The following is a 19,085-nucleotide window of genomic DNA, read 5'->3' as shown; positions in this document are numbered from 1 at the left end:
TTTTAAGCTCGGTAGAATTTACTTCTGCACTGGAATTTACTTTTTCAATTTAGCGAAAAATCAAAATATCACTTATGCAAATGGGCCTAAAAATCAGGGCGAGCTCAAAATGCCCCTCATTTCAGACCCATACTGCAAATCGTATTAGATATTTAATTTGTAATAAACACTTCTCTATTTAGTCATCCTGCTCTACATCGGCTTTTCTGATGGAACCGTCTACAGCACCGATTTCGTAATCGTACTCCATGTTTCCTACTTTAAAGTCAATCTCATATACACCGTCATCATCGTACTCAACAGAAAGCTCTCTAACCTGCCCTGCAGAAACCCCGGCATGACCGAAGGCAATAGCTTTTGCCTTGTCTGCACTGATTCTGCCGCCCTGCTGAGGCTGCGCTTTAGTCTGCGCTTGGGTTTGAGGCTGAGTCTGTGCCTGAGTTTGAGGCTGAGTCTGTGCCTGAGGCTGAGTCTGTGCCTGAGTCTGAGTCTGTGCCTGTGCTACCGCCGCCTGTGTTTCTGTAGGCTGAACCTGAACCGCCTGAGTAGTACCTTGCTGAATTGTTGCTACGATGTAGTCATCATCTCCCTCATTAATATCTTCAATGGCATCCGCAATATTTTCCCAGAGGCTGTCATCGGAGTCATACTCAATAATATCACGGATATCGATCTTCTTATCAGCAACCAGCTTTGCAATTTCGGAAATCTTCATCTTTGCCAGCTCCTTGGCATTTAAGGAGCTGTCCTTCTTGGCAAGGTTTAACACAAATACAGCCTTTCCTAAAGAAATGTTATTTTCCTTGGCAAATGCGGAAGCATTGTTATTCTGACTGGAAATCACCTGGTGAAAAACTGCAGCATTCATGTCCTCTGTGGATAAAGCAATCTCCATCTCTTCTACCACCAGCTTGCGAAGAGTTTCCGCCTTCTTCTGATCCTTGTTCTGAACGGTTACCAATACGCCCTTGGTGTCCTTCGTCATATACCCCTGCTGAACCATGGAACCTACAATGGCGTTTAATGCCACCTGTAAATCCACGTTCTGTAAATCCATACCGGAAAGAACCTTCTCTCCATCGGAGTTGGTTGCGTAGCCCTTTAACACACGGTTCTTTTGGTTGGTAAGAAGCTCAATTCCCGGGTTCACATCCAGGTCTACCAAGCTATCCACCATTAAGTTTCCTCTGTAATAAAAGATTCCCCCAACCAGCAATACCAATGCTACGCAAGCTGCTGCCAACTGCATCACTGTTTTTAATCCTGGACTTGTACTCTTCCTTTCAATTCTTCTTACCAGCACTTTTTCCATCTTTGCACCCTCTTCCTTGGAATCCAGTTCTGCGGTAATCCTAGTAAATAAGTCATTAGGGATAAGATTTTGAACAGCCTCTTGAAGCTCTTTTTCCATATTTTCCTGCTTCATCTTACTCATCCTTTCCTAAGTGCTCCTGCAGCTTCTTAATGCTCCTTTGGTATTTGGATAAAACCGTATTTAAGTTTTTTCCTAAATACTCCGCAATTTCCCGATTTTTCCATCCTGCCACGGCATGAAGAAAAAGAATCTGTCTTTCCTCTTCCTCCAATATTTCCATGGCGGATTCCAAAAGCATTCTGTGGTCAGCATTTTCCACGAAGGAAAATGAATATTTGGCCTCCACCGCCTCTTCCACTTCATGAATGCTGTCTTTGTTTTTCTCTTTTCGGAAATGCATCAGGGTGAAATTCCTGGCGATTCGAAATATCCATGCCATCGCCTTATTTCCCCCATGATAGGAAACTGCATTTTCTGCAATGCTTACATAGGTTTCCTGCAAAACATCCTCTGTGTCATACTTATTTTTGGTTAAAGAAAGAACGTAGGCATACAATGCATTGATGCTTTTCTCATATATGATTTTTAGCGCTTCCCGGTTTCCCTTTGCCAAAGAAAATATCAGTTCATCCGCTATTTCTTCCTGCTTGGGAAAATCCGCAATCAGCATACTCACATTGATCATATTTTTCGTCCTTTCATAAGTACAATGCATAGAGAGGGCATTTTATTGCAAAGAAAATCATCTTTGTATATTTTTAATAGCTGTGCTGGGTAAAAGCACATTTTCTTTAGCGAATTTGATGGCTACTTTCTCATTAATCCGATTATATAAGGTCCAGTAAGATGGGGTATCCACCCAAATACGGATACTAAACTCCAAATAGTCTCTTCCCACCGCGGTAAGCCCTACAAAGGGCTCCGGGTATTTTCGAATCAGCTCATCGTCCTGAATACAAGCCTCCAAATATCCCTTTATCTTTTCTACATCCTCATCCCGACCAAGCTGGTAAATCAAATCCACCCTCCGGAAACGCTCCGCACTATAATTGATGATATTGGCATTCATCAGGCTGCCGTTGGGGATGGAAATTCGCTTGTTATCCGGAGAAAGAATAACGGTATAGAAAATACTCACCTCCTGTACCGTGCCTTCATCCGTACCGCTTTTGATATAATTCCCCACCTTAAAGGGGCGAAACAGCAAAAGCATAATGCCTCCCGCAAGGTTAGATAGGGAGCCCTGTAAGGCCAGACCTACCGCCACGCCGGCAGAAGCCAAAAGAGTGATAACGGAAGCAATGGGAACTCCCAAAATGCTGACACAGCTGATTCCTAAAATCAGATACAGACAAAATACAATCCCTCGAAAGAAAAAATTCCGAACCGTAGGATCGATCTTAGCTGAAATAGGGGTTTTCGGAAGAATATGTCCCAGCTTTTTAATGATAAGTCGACCAATCAAAAACAATGCCAGAGCCAATAAAAATTTCCCCATAAAACGGGTAAGCCCCAGAGCTAAGCCGTTTCCAAAATTTTGGAAGCTCCAAACCCGAATTTCATTTTCAATACTTTCTACCTGATTCATATTTTCTCCCGTCCCTACAACTGTAGATGGATAAAAACTTTTTCCTAAAAATCATACCGGATCACTATCCCCGGCTCTACTTTGGCTGTAAAAATATTTATAAAAATACCGGCTTCCAAGGTTAGATTCTTGGGTCTAACTTTTGGAGCCGGTATAAAACTGCTATAGCTTGCTAAAAAGAAATATTACTCTACGATTTCTCCGTCCTCTACCAGAATATCATTTCTGTGAAGGAAAATGAAGATTACACGGCAAAGGGAAATTACAGCAGCCAAAACACCGAAAAGAGTAGAATCGGAAACGCTGCTCATCTTGCTGTATACGGCTTTATAATTGTAAAAAGAAACGATAATAATCACGACTATACAAATATAATTAACGATACCGCCAATAAATCCACCGAGAAGAGGAAGCAGACCCATGATTGCGGCACTGGCAATCGTGGGAACCGGTGTTCCAAACATCACCTGGTCTCCTGCGAAATAAGCATAAAGTCCACGGTTTATGTAGGGAATAAATGCTAAAATCGCCTTATCCTCCTGACCGTTATTCTTAGCCAGGGTATAAAGTGCGTAAGCCTCCAAGCCGTAGCAAATCAGCCAAAGCAAGATAAACGGGATTAAAAATGCTCCTAATAGTGCAAAGATCTGTAAATATGACATAGTAAGTCCTCCTTTAAGTTGTAGGGCATCTTGCATCCATACAAATCCTGCCCTTGTTAAATTATCACTCCTAGTATACAAAAATAATATAATTTCGCAAGGCTTTCTTACTTATTTCTAAAAAAATATCGTTTATACTTCTATAAGAAATCGTTAGAAATTCACAGGGTCCTTGATTTCTCCGGTTCTGGCAATCTTTTCCAAATGTAAAACCGGTCCTATACCATGATATTCTTCCCGTTCCTCCAGCTTCACCTTCGCCGTGAGCTTTGCCCAATCTCTGGTCGAAAAGGGAGCAATTAATTTCTTGTCTCCCTTACAGATAAAGCCCAGGAAGGTCATATCCTCCGCACAACAGGTCATCGCCATACGTCCCGGAACAAATTCATTCTCCGGCATATTTTTCCGTTTTAAAATCATCGCGGAAAACGTGATTTCTTTATTCAGATAGCGCTCAGGGTTCTCCATGCAGTCCAAGAACCAGGTACCATAATCTTCATCTGCTAAAGTAATGACATCCTGTCCAAGATCATAGGGCAGGTCTTCCGGAAGAGCGGTCTGAGGAATTTCTCCATTTTTATCCTCCAGTAAAATCATGGCGTTCTGCCCCATTGCCCGAATCTTTCTACGATAATCCACTAATTCTTCATTGGACAGATTATCGCAACGATTTACGATGCACAGCTCCGCATGACGAAGCATCTGCCCCAGGAAAGAACGCATATTGGAAAGATACAGCTTCAGACTGGAGCCGTCTAAAATCGTAATGACCTGATATAAAAACCAGTCTTTGGGCATAGACACTTGGTACTTTGGCTCCCTATTTTGCTGTGCAGAAAGAACCGCTTCACTCATGGGGCCGCCGTATAAATCATCCTGGTTCCACATCCCGTTCCACTCGATTAAAACTCTCTCCGCCTTATACTGTCTTGCCAGAGACTGCAATTTATCTTCCTGAAAATCAGTAATATTTTCCATATACACCGGCGTTGTATGATGTGCTGCCAGCTTAATAGGGTCATATTCCACTTCCCCATCCTCACAAAGAAGAAGGAGGGTATTGCCCTCAGTCTGAAAATATTCCTGCTCCATGGTAAATTGAATGAAGCTGCTTTTTCCCGACTCTAAAAATCCGTTAATCAAAAAGACTGGAATGCCTTCTCCCTCCGCTTCCCACTGTTCTCCCATTCTACTCTCCTTCCGTTCTATGCATTCTTCTCCGAAAAGGAAGATAAGCCTGTTTCTTTTCGGAGAATCTTTTTTTTAATTTAAAAATTAGTCGTTAAACAAAGCCTTAATCTTGTCCTTTTGCAGCTCAGTTCCAATAACCACGAACTTTCCGATATTTTCAGGACCTGCCTCACGGATTTCCACCTGTTCCGGCACCAAATCAAAGTTTACCCAAGTGCCGTCTGTGCAAGCCAGCATACCCTTTGCACGGACAATACCGCCGTAAGCACAGCCTTCAGCCATTTCCTCTAAAATCTCTGCCAAATGATTTCTGTCTACCTTCTTAAATACTTCCAAACCGATGCTGTCAAAAATTTCATCCGCATCATGGTCATGACCGCAAGCGCAGCCTTCATGATGATGGTGATGATGATGCTCATGCTCTTCCTCATCATGACAGCCACAACCGCAGGACTCCCCGTGCTCATGGTGATGATGCTCATGTTCCTCATCATGGCATCCGCAACCGCAGGACTCATCATGCTCATGATCGTGATGATGCTCTTCCTCATCATGGCATCCGCAACCACAGGACTCCCCGTGCTCATGGTGATGTTCATGATGATGCTCGTGGTGATGAGCGGCTTTCGCCTTTACTTCTGCCAAAAGCTCCTCTTCCAGATTCTCTTCCTTCCCGATGATTTCCAGAAGCTTTTCTCCGCTTAACTCCGTAAGGGCTGTGGTAATCAGGTTAGCATGAGGATTGATGCCACGAACAATATTTACGGCCTCCTGAGCCTTCTCTCCGGAAGCAATATCCATTCTGGACAGTACAACGGAAGTGGCAAAACGAATCTGGTCATCAAAAAACTCACCGAAATTCTTGTTGTACAGCTTTGCCTTTGTAGCGTCCACTACGGTTACGGCTCCATCCAGCTTTACATCCAGATTCTCGGAAACGGTCTTTACAGCCGATAAAATATCGGAAAGCTTTCCAACTCCGGAAGGCTCAATCAGAATACGATCAGGATGGTACTGTTCAATAACTTCCTTTAAGGAGCTTTCAAAGTCTCCCACTAAAGAACAACAAATGCAGCCCTGGTTCATTTCCCGAATTTCAATTCCCGCATTCTTTAAAAAGCCGCTGTCCACACCAATCTCACCGAACTCATTCTCGATAAGAACAACATTTTCCCCCTTTAAAGCATCGGAAAGTAATTTCTGTATAAATGTAGTTTTTCCGGCTCCTAAAAAACCTGAAATAATATCAATCTTTGTCATAAAATCCTCCTTTGGGATGAATACATTTTTTTATGGATACAAGCGCTATTTTACGATAATCTTCCACCTTGTCAATATAGCCACGGTATAAAGTTAGCTATACTTAACTTTCTTTAGAAAGATTAAATCATTTTTCCAAAAAATTCTCCTCCAAAACCTGCCATAGCTCTTCTCCGTCCTTCACAAGGTACTTTGCCCCATGCTCCTCAAGCTCCTTTTTATCCCGAAATCCATAAAGACAGCCAATGCTAAGTATACCCGCATTTTTCGCCGCATCCAAGTCCGTCTTGGTATCTCCCACCATAACAGCCTCCTCCGAAGAAATCCCCAGTTCCTTGCAAACCGTAAGAAGCATATCCGGATTCGGTTTTAAAGGAATCTTTCCATTATCTCCCAGTACCAGAGTAAAGCTGTCAGGAGCAAATACTTTGTTCAAAATAATGGACGCCTCTTCCTTAGGTTTATTGGTAATGCAAACTCTGGAAATCCCCTTTTCCTCCAAGCGTTTCAGGCAGGCAGGAATACCGGGGTAGGGTTCCGCCTCATAGGTACAATTATCCGGAAAAATGGAGCGATAATATTCATAGGCCTCTTCGTAAAGTTCCATAACCTCATCTCCCTTAAGATCCAGGTCCATGGCCTTCTCCTCATCCTTTTCTTCCCATTTTTCCGCCTTTTCATACCAAATCTGAGCATTCTTTTCCAGGCTTCTTTCCACAAATTTCTTGGTTCCCACACCCACAAATTTCTTGGTTTCCTCCAGACTGACACCCTCCAAAGAAAAATGCTCCATGGTCAGATCCATATTTCTTTTCAGACTGGCTAAGGTATTGACCAAAGTTCCATCCAAGTCAAATAGTACTGCCTTGATTTTCTTTCCCATTTTCAACTCCTCTATATACTTTTTAAAAGCTTTTAGTGTATATTCACTATGCATTCAAAGGAAATCTGCTGCTTAGATTTCTATATCTCAGCTTATGGGATTTCTATATCTCAGCTTTCCTTTGTAAAAATAATGTTGAAAATCCAATGTTTTCTCCTCCACCAGTATAAAGAGGAAGAAAGGGAATGTCTATCATGGCTTATTATTATGCGGTAAAAATCGGAGAAAATCCGGGAATATACGGTAGCTGGGCAGAATGTGAAAAACAGGTAAAGGGCTATCCCAATGCCCAATTCAAAAAGTGGAAAACCAAGGAAGAAGCGGAAGCCTATATAAACGGAAGCGGCAATGCAAAGCCATATAGCTCCTCCGACATGGCCTCTCATGGCTTAGGTTCAAAAACACCGTCTTCCCGGGAAGAAAAAGGGGAGGAAGGGCTTCTTCCTACACAAGACGGCTCACTTAAGGCCATAGAAGAGCTTTTTCAGAGCACCAAGACAGACTGTATTGCCTATGTGGACGGAAGCTTTGAAAAGGACAGTGGAGTCTACGGATACGGTGTGGTTTTCATCGAAAAGAATGGAAATATAGAAGAATACTTTGATTCAGGCCGGGAAGAAAGCTACCAAAGCATGAGAAATGTTTCCGGAGAAATCCTGGGAGCCTTAAAAGCAGCTTCCCTGGCGGTAGAAAAAGGCTACTCCTCCATCGCCATATTCCACGATTACCAAGGCATCGCCTCCTGGGCAAAGGGAGCATGGAAATGCAATAAAGAAAAAACCATAGAATATAGAGAAAAAATGCTGGAATTCCAAAAGGATCTGAAAATTTCCTTTCATAAAGTTCAAGCCCATAGTGGAGACCACTTTAACGAAAGAGCCGACGAATTAGCTAAAAAAGCAGTCGGAATTTCCTAACCATTCTTTTTTCGAAGAAGAGGCTTTAAGCGGGAGCATGCTCCCGCTAACCTGCGCCTCGTAGCAGTACTAAGCTAAAAGCTTCACATTGTTCGCTTTTAGCAAGTACTGACGGGCTCGGATTACTCCTGCTTTAAAGCCTCTTCTTCGAAAAAAACTGTGTTGGCATGGCAAATATCAATTTGCATATAAAGCGAATAAGATAAAGTGAATAAGCTATTGTTCACAAAAGATACCGGCTCCGAACGGTGGATGACCATTTTACCAGCTTTTCTGCATTTATAGTCTGAAACAGGGGTAATCCGAGGCCGTCTGTACTTGCGAAAAGCAAGCAAAGTGCGGCTTTTCGCTTAGTACAGCTACGTGCCGAAGTTAGCGAGAGCGTGCCCCTGTTTTAGAGCTATAATGCAGAAAAGCGGAAACACAAAAAAGTGTCTTCGCTTCTACTATTTCTATACTCTCTTATATATAATTTTCAAACATACTATAAAAGGAAAATATTATTCTCCTCGCAAAGCTTTCGCATCTCCTCCGGCCAGATGGATGCCTGTACTTCTCCCACATGAGCGCGGTCCAAAAGTAACATACAAAGTCTGCTCTGTCCGATTCCGCCTCCGATGGTCTGGGGGAGCTTTCCTTCCAAAAGCATCTTATGGTAAGGGAGCTTTGCCCTGTCTTCATTATGGGAAAGCTTGAGCTGTCTCTCTAAAGCCTTCTCATCCACGCGGATTCCCATGGAGGAAATCTCCAGAGCACAATTTAAGGTTTCAAACCAGAAGAGGATGTCTCCGTTTAAGCTCCAATCATCATAGTCCGGAGCTCTGCCGTCATGGGGTTCCCCGTTACTGAGCTTATCTCCGATTCTTTGAATAAATACACAGCCGTGCTCTTTGGTGATGGCATTTTCTCTTTCCTTCGGACTGAGATTCGGATATCTTTTGAGAAGTTCCTCAGAGTCAATAAAGTAAATCTCCTCCGGCAGCTTCTTCACCGCATCCGGATACTTATACCAAACCTGATGCTCCATATGCTTGATAATACGAAAAATGTCTCTTACCGTGTTCTGTAGTACCTCTTCCGTTCTTTCGTCTTTTCCGATGACTCTTTCCCAGTCCCACTGGTCTACATAGCAGCTATGCAGATTATCCAATTCTTCATCTCGGCGAATGGCATTCATATTGGTGTAGAGGCCTTCTCCCACTTGGAAAGTATAACGCTTTAAAGCAATCCTCTTCCACTTTGCCAAAGACTGGACAACCTCCACCACTTCCTCTTTTTTCCATGGCACATCAAAGGACACCGGTCTTTCCACACCGTTTAAGTTATCATTTAATCCGGAGCTCTTCTCCACAAAAAGCGGAGCGGAAATTCTGGATAGATTCATCTCCTTTCCAAACTCCTTTTGGAAAGTATCTCTGATATATTTAATTGCCTCTTGGGTTTCCCGAACACTGAGCCTTGGGGAATAGTCCTTTGGAATTACGAGTGCCATGCTTCTTCCTCCTTTAAATCACATAACTTTAAGTGCCTATCATACTCTTCTTTTTTTCATTCGTAAAGACAAAAAAACATCTAAAAGGCTTTCATAAAAATGTCTAGAAAGCCTCCTCCAGATAGTATTTTGCTTCCTTACTTTTCCCCAACTCCAAAAAATATCCGTAAAGAAAATTTCTTTGCGCCTTGCTAAGGGGACAAAGAGCTGTAGCCATCAGTTTTTTCTTACTGGGATTATGCAAAAGCACATAGCCTCTTCCGCTTAAAAAATCTCCGGCATTGAATAGGCTTTGTTTTGAAAATTCCTCATAAAGCCCTAATTTCATTAAAATTCTTTCCGCTTCCATACAATGCTTTCCCCAGTCTGTAGGGAAGAAATCCCCCATGGGAGAAAGCCAGCCCAGTAACTCTTTATCCATATCGTCCTCCATCCTTAAGAACATAAGTCAAGAATTATACCCTATAGCTGTTTCTATATAGAAAAACTGTGAAAAAGAAAGTCTCTATTCTGCCCTTTCTTCTTCACAGTCCGGTCTATATTTTATCTTTTATGTCCACACTCCGGACAGAATTTACCTACATTGCCGGTATGTCCGCACTCCGGACAATCCCATTTATCCGCTCTAGCCTCTCCACATTCAGAGCAGAACTTCCCGGTATTATGGGTATGTCCGCATTTTGCGCAGGTCCAATCCTCCGCTGTGCCTGCTTCTGCAGCCGGTACGGCACCATTTGCAGTTTCTTGCATAGGAACACTTACCTGTCCAAAGATACTTCCCTGAGCTCCTGCATTTGCCTGATTAGCGGTATTTTGTCCCGCCTGCGCATTGCCCTGCTTAGCCCCCATGGAGAAAAGCTCGGAGGCATTGAAACCACCGGTCTGATTTGCCATGTTCATTCCTGCAAAGGCCATCATTGGTCCTGTAGCGGTATTTCCTGCTGCAAGCTTCATAGCATCTCCCTGAGCCTTGGAAAGATAAGCCGCAGCCATGCTGGGATCCCGGAAAACAGCATCTCTCTGCATTTCCTTAATCATCTTCTCATCTTCTTCCGGTGCCTTGATGGAGCTGATACCGAAGCTGGTAATCTTAATACCGTAATGTCCTCCCCAGGTACTGGAAAGAATATCATTTAAGGCATGAGCAATATCATCCGTATGGCTAAGAATACTGTGGTAGCGGATTCCCTGTTCGGAAATACGGGAAAAAGCAGGCTGTAAATTGGTTAAAAGCTCAGACTTTAACTGAGACTCCACCTCTTCCTTCTTATAATCCCCCTCTACATTGCCCGCAAGATTCCTATAGAAGAGTACAGGGTCCGTAATCTTATAAGCATATTCTCCGTGACAGCGAAGGGAAATCTCTATGTCCAGATTAATGTTGGGATCCACCGCTCTAAAAGGAATGGGGTTTACGGTACCATATTTATTACCCACAATATCCTTGAGATTAATGAAATAAATGCGTTGATCCTTTGCCGTGTCTCCGCCGAAGCTCAAACGCTTCATAAAGGTCTTAAAGCTTTCTACTACGCTTTCGCCCAGTGGGCCGTAGAAAATACTGGGTTCCGTGGAGGAATCGAAAACAAACTCTCCTGCCTCTGCAGACAGCTCCACGATGGCACCCTGCTCCACAATCAGCATACACTGTCCTTCGTTTACGGCAATGACAGCACCGTTGGAAATAATATTGTCTGAAGCTCGAGTATTGGAACTGTTTTGTCCAATTCTCTTCTGCCCCTTGGTCATGAGGGTATCATTATCTAAGGAAGAACAATAGAAATACTCTCTCCACTGATCTGCTAAAACGGAAATTCCCGCTTCTTTACCTGCTTTTATCAATCCCATAGACTCACTCCTTTATGGTAAGCAAATTCATTTTTATCCCTCTAAGACTACCATATTTTCCTCTAAAGGGAAAGAAAATCCCTTTCCAATCTTGACAAAGTTTTAGCGTAACAGGTAAAATGCAGGAGTAAATAAATTGCTTGAAAAAGCATTCAGGAGAAAGAGGGATAGAAATGAAGCACATTATTACCTTAAGCACCAGAGATTTAGAGAAGAGCGTTGAGCACGGCGGATGTGGAGAGTGTCAAACATCTTGTCAATCTGCTTGTAAGACCAGCTGCGGTATCGCAAATCAAAACTGCGAGAACGAAAACAACTAAGGATTTCTCAAAAGAAGGAGCTGTGTGCAGACACAGTTCTTTTTTTTCGCTATAGATTTTAACCATTGGTATTTAGAAGGAAGGGTAAATGATTCACCAGTATTTGATGAACGGACGACACATTGTTTTGGATGTATACAGCGGAAGCATCCATGTTACAGATCCTATGGCTTATGCTGCCATCGGCTATTTGGAAAAAGGTCTTTCCAGAGAGGAAGTGCTCCAAAAGCTTAAAGTGGAATTTCCGGAGAATACAGAGCAGGACTTTCAGGACTGCTTTTCGGATATAGACGAATTGATTGAGAGCAAAAAGCTTTTTACCAAGGACAACTATGCCCCTTTAGCGGGAAAGTTAAAGTCCCACAGTGGAAATGTGATTAAGGCTCTTTGCCTATTGGTAGCCCACAGCTGTAACTTAGCTTGCTCCTACTGCTTTGCCTCCCAAGGGCATTATCACGGAGAGTCAGGGCTTATGAGCTTTGAAACCGGAAAAAGAGCCCTGGATTTCCTCATTGAAAATTCCGGCACCCGCCGAAATTTAGAGGTGGACTTCTTTGGCGGTGAGCCTTTGGTGAACTTCCAGGTTTGTAAGGACCTGGTGGCCTATGCCCGCTCCATCGAGAAAGAAAAGGGAAAGAATTTCCGTTTCACCCTAACCACCAACGGTGTAGGACTCACGGAAGAAATCATGGATTGGGCAAATGAAGAATGTCATAATGTGGTTTTAAGTCTGGATGGACGAAAGGAAGTCAATGACCGTTTTCGTGTAGACCGAAAGGGAAAGGGAAGCTACGATCAAATTGTCCCCAAGTTCCAGCGTTTTGTGGAAAAACGTGGGGACAAGGAGTACTACATGAGAGGAACCTTCTCCCATTTTAATACGGATTTTACGGAAGATATTGCTCACATGGCCGATGAGCTGGGCTTTAAAGAGCTGTCCATGGAGCCGGTGGTTTTAAAGCCGGGAGAGCCCTCCGCCCTAACCGAGGAAGATTTGCCCATCCTCTATGAGCAGTATGAAAAGCTGGCTTTAGACCTGCTTCGCAGAAAAAAAGCGGGGGATCCCGTAACCTTCTACCATTATATGGTGGATCTGGACAGAGGCCCCTGTATTTATAAGAGAATCTCCGGCTGCGGTTCCGGAACCGAGTATATGGCGGTTTCCGCCCAGGGGGAGCTTTACCCCTGTCACCAGTTCGTATCCGACAAGGAATATAAGCTGGGAGATATTTGGAACGGTATCACCAAGGAAGAAGCCAGAGAAGAATTCCGAAACACCAATGTCTATACCCGAGAGGACTGCGGAAAATGTTGGGCTAAGCTTTACTGTGCCGGAGGCTGTGCCGCCAATGCCTACCACTCCACCGGAAATATTGCCGGTACCTATGAGTATGGCTGTAAGCTTTTCCGAAAGAGAATGGAATGCGCCATTATGATGAAGGTGGAGGAGTCCTTGATGGAGCAAGGATAAGGAAGCCCATTGCGCAAAGTATTTAAGGAAATAGTGTGTTGAATTATAATTTTTACGCTTTTTATAGGCAGAATAGGTCTGAAATTGGGGCACGCTCTCGCTAACTTCGCCTCGCAGGGGATACTAAGCGAAAAACTGCGCTTCTCTTGTTTTTCGCAAGTACCCGCGGGCTCAGATTACCCCTTTTTCAGACCTATTTTGCATAAAAAGCTGTATACGTATTATTACAAATTTGATTTCACCCTAAATGAATATGCAAAAATAACATGTATCAATACTATTTCTTATATATTGCTCAAGATGTACTTCTCCACCATTACCGCTACTCCGTCTTCATCATTGCTGAGTGTGACTTCGTCGGCAATTTCCAAGACATGCTTTTGGGAATTGGCCATGGCAATGCCTTTTCCGGCATACTGAAGCATGGTCAGGTCATTTCCTCCATCCCCAAAAGCCATCAGCTCTTCTCTCTTCCAGCCCTTTTTCTCTAAAAGTCTTTTTAAGGATTCTCCCTTGTCTACTCCTACGGGGCAGATTTCCAGGAAAAAGGGTTCGGAAAAGAAGATGCTTAATTCTTCCCCGTATTCCTTTTCCAGTCTTTCCTTTAAGGGAATCAAATCTTCATGCTCTCCCAAAGCCAGAAGTTTACAAACTTCCTCCGATAAGGCATTAGGAAAATCCTCTACCTTTCTAAAGGGCATCTTGTTGATGGTGCTTTCTCTATCCATATAGGGAAATTCCGGCCGTTCAGTCACAATCTCCTTCCCCTGATAGGAAAGGAGGCCTAAATCCGCCTCTCTTACCACTTGAGCGATAGGAGCATAATACTTCCGGGGAATTGTCTTCTCAAACAAAACCTCCTTGGTCTTACAATCCATACAGAGACTTCCGTTATAGGAAAGAACATAGCCCCCCAGTCTTTCCAGCTCTAAAGCTTCCCAAACCTCGGACATGCCATAGGTCGGTCTTCCGGAAGCAAGTATAATGCTGACGCCCCTCTTGATAGCCTCCTGCAAAGCTTTTTTGTTTCTTTCGCTGACTTTCTTTTCCGAATTGGTCAATGTTCCGTCCAAATCCAATGCTATCGCTTTAAACATATTGTTCCCTTCCTCATCTCCCGGTATTTTCTTTTCCCTTTTCTATCATGATTATTTTCTGATAACGCTTTATGCAATATCGGCAAACCCATTTGTTTTCCCTTTGACAGTATTATTTTTCTTATTACCTTTTATCTTATATCGGCAAAGCCGTGCTCTCTCTTATATCTCATTCTTCCCGGAAAGTAAAGAAAACTTAAATTTATTATTTTTTTATATTCTTCTCCCGAACTTTATCTTGCATTTTCCTCTCCACTTTGCTAGTATTACAGAACAAAATTTCATAGCTTATTCAGAGTCGGTGGAGCTACATAGGAGCTAAGAAGCCGCAGCAACCCCGGAAACGGAAGGTGCTAACCTGAGCGAACCATTTGTTTCGATCAATAAGAAGATTATCGACCATTGGCGAGCCCAATGGTTTTTTTATGTCTTTTCGGAGTTTTCTCCCACTCTGTATGCAAAATAGAAAGGATTATTTTATGTTATTTTCATCAGAACAGGTTTCCAACGGACATCCGGATAAAATTTGCGATCAGATTAGTGATGCCATCGTTACAGACATTTTAAAGCATGATCCCAAGGGAAGAATCGCTGCAGAATGTTGCATTAAAGACTATGATATCGTGATTTTGGGAGAAATCACCAGCAGCCATACCCCGGACTATGATACTCTTTGCCAAAACGTGTTGAAGAATATCGGTTTGGAAAATTTAGATCGATATAAGATTCAGGAGTTGATTTCCGTACAGTCTCCCGATATTGCCATGGGTGTAGACCATGACGGCGCCGGAGATCAGGGAATGATGTTCGGTTATGCTACCAATGAGACCAAGGAAATGCTTCCTATCCCCTATGTTTTATCCACCAGAGCATTGCAGAAGCTCCGTGCCTTTAACCTGGAAAATTCCTTTTCTATCTTAAAGCCGGATGCCAAGGCCCAAGTAAGCTATGATTACAAGGAAAATCGTATTGATACCTTCCTGATTTCTTCCCAGCACAGTGAATCCGTTTCCCTGTCACAGGTTCGGGAGATTATTCAGAAAATCATGGTGGAAACCGCTGCGGAAATGAATTTAAATACCGACTTCCGCATCTTGGTAAACCCCACCGGACGTTTTGTTCTCGGTTCCTCCTTTGCAGATTCCGGTCTTACAGGACGTAAGATTATTGCCGACACCTACGGCGGCGCTGCTCATCACGGCGGCGGCGCATTTTCCGGAAAGGATCCTTCCAAGGTAGACCGTTCTGCAGCCTATATGGCCAGAAAAATTGCGAAGGACCTGGTTTCCGCAGGAAAGACTGACAGATGTGAGGTACAGCTGGCCTATGCCATCGGTGTGGCGGAGCCTGTATCCGTTTATCTGGACTGCTTCGGTACCGAGCATGAAAATGTGGGAGACCTTTGGCGTTCCGTAATCGAAAAGTACGACCTTACGCCAAAGGGTATTATTTCCAACTTAAATCTTTTAAATACAGACTATAATCTGGTTTCTTCTTACGGACACTTCGGTAAGGAAAACCTGCCATGGGAAATCTAAGCAAATGTCTAAGGATTTACATTTCACAGAAAATAAAAATAAGAGCGGAAAGTCCTTTTTAGGCGCCCTCTTTCAGAAGAAACAAAAGCTTGCAACAGAAAAAGGCAGTCCCAAAAGACTGCTTTTTTCGCATCATTTTTTTCCATTGATTCTTTTCGGAATCGGCTTACAATTCCTTCTGTTTCTTCTACCTATCTTACTCTACAGCTATAAAAATCCGAAGCTTTTGCTGCCCACTTCGCCCCTACTGTCCCTTTGCTTCTTTTTCACAGTCCTTCCCTTACTGTATGGAGGGCTGGGACTTTTGGCTTCCTTCGCCAAGAAACTGGCAGTATTTGAGCTGTTTCGTAAGGGGACTATAGTGATTTTTCTTCTTTCGCTACTCTCTTCCCTTCCTCTCTTTCTTCATCCAGTTTACTGCTCCAGAACATCTTCTCTTTTCGGAAAAACAGATGTTCAGGAGGAGAATTTTCTGTATTCCTACAGCGAAAGTCTTCCGGGCAGTTCTCGGAAAGCTATAGAAAAAGCACTTAGCAGTTTTCCGGATACGCCCCTTTATGAAATGAGCTTTTTCCACTATGGAGAAGGAAATACAGAGCAATTTCAGTACCAGTTCTTCTTTACTATTGAACCAGTGGAAGATAGTATAAAACTTCTTGAAAACACTCTGGACTTTCAACAAAAGGTGGAGGAAGAAACTATATTCTACGGAAGCGGAAGACTATCTAATGAACTCTATTTCGATATCAGCATCGATAAGAAGAGCGGAAAGACAGAATTTAGCTTCAGTAATCTTCCCTTTTAAAACAGATTTATAATAAAAAAACGTTTTCCGTACAGTATAGGTCTGAAAGTGGGGCACGCTCTCGCTAGCTTCGCCTGACTGAGCAGTGGTTTTGTTAACCACTGCTCACTTTGCTTCGCAAAGCAAATTCCTTCGGAAGTTGGTCTCGTACAGAACAACTTTTCTGATGAAAAGTTTGTCCTTACATAAGGGATACTAAGCGAAAAACTGCGTTTCTCTTGTTTTTCGCAAGTACCCACGGGCTCAGACTACCCCTTTTTCAGACCTATACTGCCGGAAAACTATTTATTTTTCTGATTGCTCATATTTTCTAAAAAGGAAGATTGCTATGCGCATTACTCTGTTTCCGCCGCTCCGTCTTCGCCTTCCTCCTCGATAGAAACATAGTGAAGACGAAGAATTACCTTCGCCGTCTTCCCTTTAATGATTAAATCCGGAAAGCTTAGTTCTACGGTAGCATTTTTCTCTTCTTCTCCGTCTCCGTTTTCAGAATTTCCTTCTCCGGTGACTTTTTTCTCCGTCTTATCGGGAATATAACGTAGTTCCACTTTTACAGGCTTTTCATTTTCATTCTCCGCCTCTCCAAGCAGTAAAGCGGGATTTTTCTCTATCTCGTCAAAATAATCAATATTTACATCCCCGTCCTTTTCAAGAACTTCTCCGGACAGAATGGCTTCTTTTTCCAGATGGATTGTGTCTTCCAGAATATACTCTCCATCATAAAGAAGTTCTACGGAAGCAGGGATTTTTCCTTCATCCATAACTTCTTTTAATTGAATATCCTTATATCTCCAAGCATCATAGTCTTTTGGAAGCTGTTTATCATCTAATTGGAAATCCCAAACAGAGCGATTTGCATCATACACTCCCTCCGTCAGGACCTTTCCTCCCCGAAGCAACTCCGCCTTGATGATGTCTTTCCCCGTTTCTACAGCACGGTAAACAAAATGATCTTTATCTGTTGGAAGGGTTTTCACCTCTCCATCTTCATAGGTCAGACGAATCTCATCCGCATAAGCCCACCTATAATCCTTTTGCACCTGAATGAAGCTTGGGAGCTTAATCAAAGACTCATCGTTTTGGAAATATACCGGAAAAGTTGTTCCAATTTCCGGTAAGGAGCTTCCCTGTTCTTTATCCGTGGTAATTCCATGCTTTGCAAAGTCTGCATAAGGAACATCCTGTCTGCTTCCGTCTGCAAAATGCAGGTCAAGAATGGTGTCAGAAAGATCCAAGCTATCTCCTACTGCTCTGGCATTTGGCTTTCTTGTAAAATCAAGGTAGGCAATTTTTTGTTCTTTTCCGTCTTTTTTCAGTTTTCTGGAACGGGCAAGAGCATTATCCACTGCACTGACCTCGCCCAATGTGGACTGGGTTGCAGAAGCTACCGCATCATAGGCTTCGCCCTTTTTCTCCTTCAGATTTTTCTCCAGTTCTTTTACATCCTCTAAGCCTTTGAGATATTCAAAGATCTTAAAGGTCTTGTCCTGATAGCTGTCATCTTCCGTGTATTTTACATTGCTAACTTCTGCAATCTTGCCGTCTTTAATGCTGACTTTTACGATATCCGGACCGGTTTGCTCATAATATCTTGACCAAGTTCCCGTACCGTAGAAAACACCATCTGCAAGCAAGGATTCCGCCTTCTTATCCGGATTTTCTTTTCCTGTTTCCACTTTAGAATTTTCTGCTTTAGAATTCTCCTGAGGCAGTTCGGTCTTGGAATTTTTCTTATCTTGCTCACTCACTCCGCTAGAGGAAGCTCCTGCATTTCCGCTTGCTCCGGCATTGCTTCCACTCCTGTTTATATTACCGCTTTCGTTACTTCCTACTCCATTGCTTCTTCCGGAGTGACTGCGTGTAGAACTTGTTCTCTCCGGACGAGCTTCCGTATTATCAATCGTTCTGGAAACACCCTTTACATCGGATTTTTTGGTGATAAAGCCTTTTCCCTCAACAAACTGCACTACACCGTTCACCGTCCATTGTCCCTCTTCATTTACGGTATAACCGTCCTTGCTCATGCCGTTTTGCAGGAGAATTCCCTTTTTCTCACCTTCTTCTTCAAAATAGTAGCAATATCCGTCAATCCATTGCCAGGATCTAAGCTCCTGACCCTCTGTAGGGCTTCCCTCCCGATTATCGTAAAAGCGATAGGCCCCCTTACTGTCTTGATGCCAGCCTCTTGCCATAGCACCCTCTACCGCCTCATTTTTATTTTGAAAATAATAGTTAACGCCCTTAATTTCTTGGCTTCCCAGAAGCATCTCTCCGGAGTCCTGAGAAAGATAATACCAATTTCCCTTATCCAAAAGCCAATCCTTTACAGGCTTACCCTCTTTCTCATAGAACCATTTTCCGTTTACAGCTTTCCATTCACCGGAATTTCCTGCCTCTGCAGCAAATGCTTTTCCCTGCACCAGAATTGTAGGCAAGACAAAAGCAAGGGATAAAATAACCCCTTTCGTCAACTTTTTCATTTTAAACCTCTTTCTATAAACTGTGATTTACGGCCTCACGTCCAGGTTTAATTTTCTTAACGCCCCTTACTATGCTTTCCGGTTTATCCAAAAATGAAGCTTAGTTCTTTGCTTTTCTCTGCCGGCATCCTATAAAATGATAGGAAATCATTTTATATAGAAAAGTTAGTCGAACTCGCCTGTTTCAATTATTATTATTTAAATCGGTTAGCCATGTC

17 protein-coding genes and 1 riboswitch are annotated in these 19,085 nt (G+C 43.0%); of the genes, 5 read left to right on the top strand and 12 right to left on the bottom strand.

Annotation, left to right across the window (positions count from 1 at the left end):
* Positions 1-178 precede the first annotated feature (178 nt).
* The 7 genes from RYO92_RS07950 to RYO92_RS07920 all read right to left on the bottom strand — a co-directional run bounded on the left by RYO92_RS07950 (position 179) and on the right by RYO92_RS07920 (position 6,899).
* Positions 179-1,435, bottom strand: a complete 1,257-nt coding sequence (locus RYO92_RS07950) for a PepSY domain-containing protein (protein WP_315370036.1) — start codon at positions 1,433-1,435, stop codon at positions 179-181.
* Positions 1,428-2,000 (bottom strand): RNA polymerase sigma factor, encoded by a 573-nt coding sequence (locus tag RYO92_RS07945; RefSeq protein ID WP_315370035.1) that lies wholly within the window; start codon positions 1,998-2,000, stop codon positions 1,428-1,430. The genes RYO92_RS07950 and RYO92_RS07945 overlap by 8 nt, the downstream gene beginning before the upstream one ends.
* Positions 2,001-2,057: 57 nt before the next feature.
* On the bottom strand, positions 2,058-2,903 hold the full coding sequence (locus RYO92_RS07940) for a mechanosensitive ion channel family protein (RefSeq protein ID WP_315370034.1): 846 nt from the start codon (positions 2,901-2,903) through the stop codon (positions 2,058-2,060).
* Between the two features lie 185 nt (positions 2,904-3,088).
* Entirely contained in the window at positions 3,089-3,565 is a 477-nt protein-coding gene (locus tag RYO92_RS07935) for a hypothetical protein (protein WP_040648265.1), read from the bottom strand.
* Positions 3,566-3,718: 153 nt separating this feature from the next.
* The gene (locus tag RYO92_RS07930) at positions 3,719-4,753 is read right to left on the bottom strand and encodes a TIGR03943 family putative permease subunit (protein WP_315370033.1); all 1,035 of its coding nucleotides are present in this window, start codon (positions 4,751-4,753) and stop codon (positions 3,719-3,721) included.
* Between the two features lie 87 nt (positions 4,754-4,840).
* Positions 4,841-6,016, bottom strand: a complete 1,176-nt coding sequence (locus RYO92_RS07925; protein ID WP_315370032.1) for a CobW family GTP-binding protein — start codon at positions 6,014-6,016, stop codon at positions 4,841-4,843.
* Positions 6,017-6,143: 127 nt separating this feature from the next.
* Positions 6,144-6,899 (bottom strand): HAD family hydrolase, encoded by a 756-nt coding sequence (locus tag RYO92_RS07920; RefSeq protein WP_315370031.1) that lies wholly within the window; start codon positions 6,897-6,899, stop codon positions 6,144-6,146.
* Between the two features lie 185 nt (positions 6,900-7,084).
* Between RYO92_RS07920 and RYO92_RS07915 the strand changes: the two genes are divergently transcribed.
* On the top strand, positions 7,085-7,816 hold the full coding sequence (locus RYO92_RS07915; protein WP_315370030.1) for a ribonuclease H family protein: 732 nt from the start codon (positions 7,085-7,087) through the stop codon (positions 7,814-7,816).
* 484 nt (positions 7,817-8,300) lie between these two features.
* On the opposite strand, the gene asnA is transcribed toward RYO92_RS07915, so the two are convergent.
* The 3 genes from asnA to RYO92_RS07900 all read right to left on the bottom strand — a co-directional run bounded on the left by asnA (position 8,301) and on the right by RYO92_RS07900 (position 11,156).
* Complete coding sequence (asnA, locus tag RYO92_RS07910) at positions 8,301-9,308, bottom strand: aspartate--ammonia ligase (protein ID WP_315370029.1); 1,008 nt, start codon at positions 9,306-9,308, stop codon at positions 8,301-8,303.
* Between the two features lie 103 nt (positions 9,309-9,411).
* Entirely contained in the window at positions 9,412-9,729 is a 318-nt protein-coding gene (locus RYO92_RS07905; protein WP_314330121.1) for a hypothetical protein, read from the bottom strand.
* Positions 9,730-9,851: 122 nt separating this feature from the next.
* Positions 9,852-11,156, bottom strand: a complete 1,305-nt coding sequence (locus RYO92_RS07900) for an SPFH domain-containing protein (RefSeq protein WP_315370028.1) — start codon at positions 11,154-11,156, stop codon at positions 9,852-9,854.
* A gap of 173 nt (positions 11,157-11,329) precedes the next feature.
* Here RYO92_RS07900 and scfA point away from each other — a divergent pair, with 173 nt between their 5' ends.
* Positions 11,330-11,476, top strand: a complete 147-nt coding sequence (gene scfA / locus RYO92_RS07895) for a six-cysteine ranthipeptide SCIFF (RefSeq protein WP_007155875.1) — start codon at positions 11,330-11,332, stop codon at positions 11,474-11,476.
* An 88-nt stretch (positions 11,477-11,564) separates the two neighbouring features.
* Positions 11,565-12,947: a thioether cross-link-forming SCIFF peptide maturase gene (scfB, locus tag RYO92_RS07890; RefSeq protein ID WP_315370027.1), complete on the top strand. Its 1,383-nt coding sequence runs from the start codon at positions 11,565-11,567 to the stop codon at positions 12,945-12,947.
* Between the two features lie 284 nt (positions 12,948-13,231).
* Here scfB and RYO92_RS07885 read toward each other — a convergent pair whose 3' ends face one another.
* On the bottom strand, positions 13,232-14,044 hold the full coding sequence (locus RYO92_RS07885) for a Cof-type HAD-IIB family hydrolase (protein WP_315365950.1): 813 nt from the start codon (positions 14,042-14,044) through the stop codon (positions 13,232-13,234).
* A 285-nt stretch (positions 14,045-14,329) separates the two neighbouring features.
* Positions 14,330-14,434: riboswitch (SAM riboswitch) on the top strand.
* Positions 14,435-14,523: 89 nt separating this feature from the next.
* On the opposite strand from RYO92_RS07885, the gene metK reads away from it, so the two are divergent.
* Positions 14,524-15,582: a methionine adenosyltransferase gene (gene metK, locus RYO92_RS07880; protein WP_315365949.1), complete on the top strand. Its 1,059-nt coding sequence runs from the start codon at positions 14,524-14,526 to the stop codon at positions 15,580-15,582.
* A gap of 4 nt (positions 15,583-15,586) precedes the next feature.
* Positions 15,587-16,387, top strand: coding sequence for a hypothetical protein (locus tag RYO92_RS07875; RefSeq protein ID WP_315370026.1), 801 nt, complete (start codon positions 15,587-15,589; stop codon positions 16,385-16,387).
* A gap of 335 nt (positions 16,388-16,722) precedes the next feature.
* Here the strand turns inward: RYO92_RS07875 and RYO92_RS07870 are convergent, their stop codons facing one another.
* A complete protein-coding gene (locus RYO92_RS07870) occupies positions 16,723-18,867 on the bottom strand; it encodes a hypothetical protein (protein WP_315370025.1) in 2,145 nt (714 codons plus the stop codon).
* Between the last annotated feature and the right edge of the window lie 218 nt (positions 18,868-19,085).

The sequence above is a fragment of the Oribacterium sinus genome (assembly GCF_963553175.1).
Classification (GTDB): domain Bacteria; phylum Bacillota; class Clostridia; order Lachnospirales; family Lachnospiraceae; genus Oribacterium; species Oribacterium sinus_B.
This window is presented reverse-complemented; position numbering and strand designations above follow the sequence as displayed.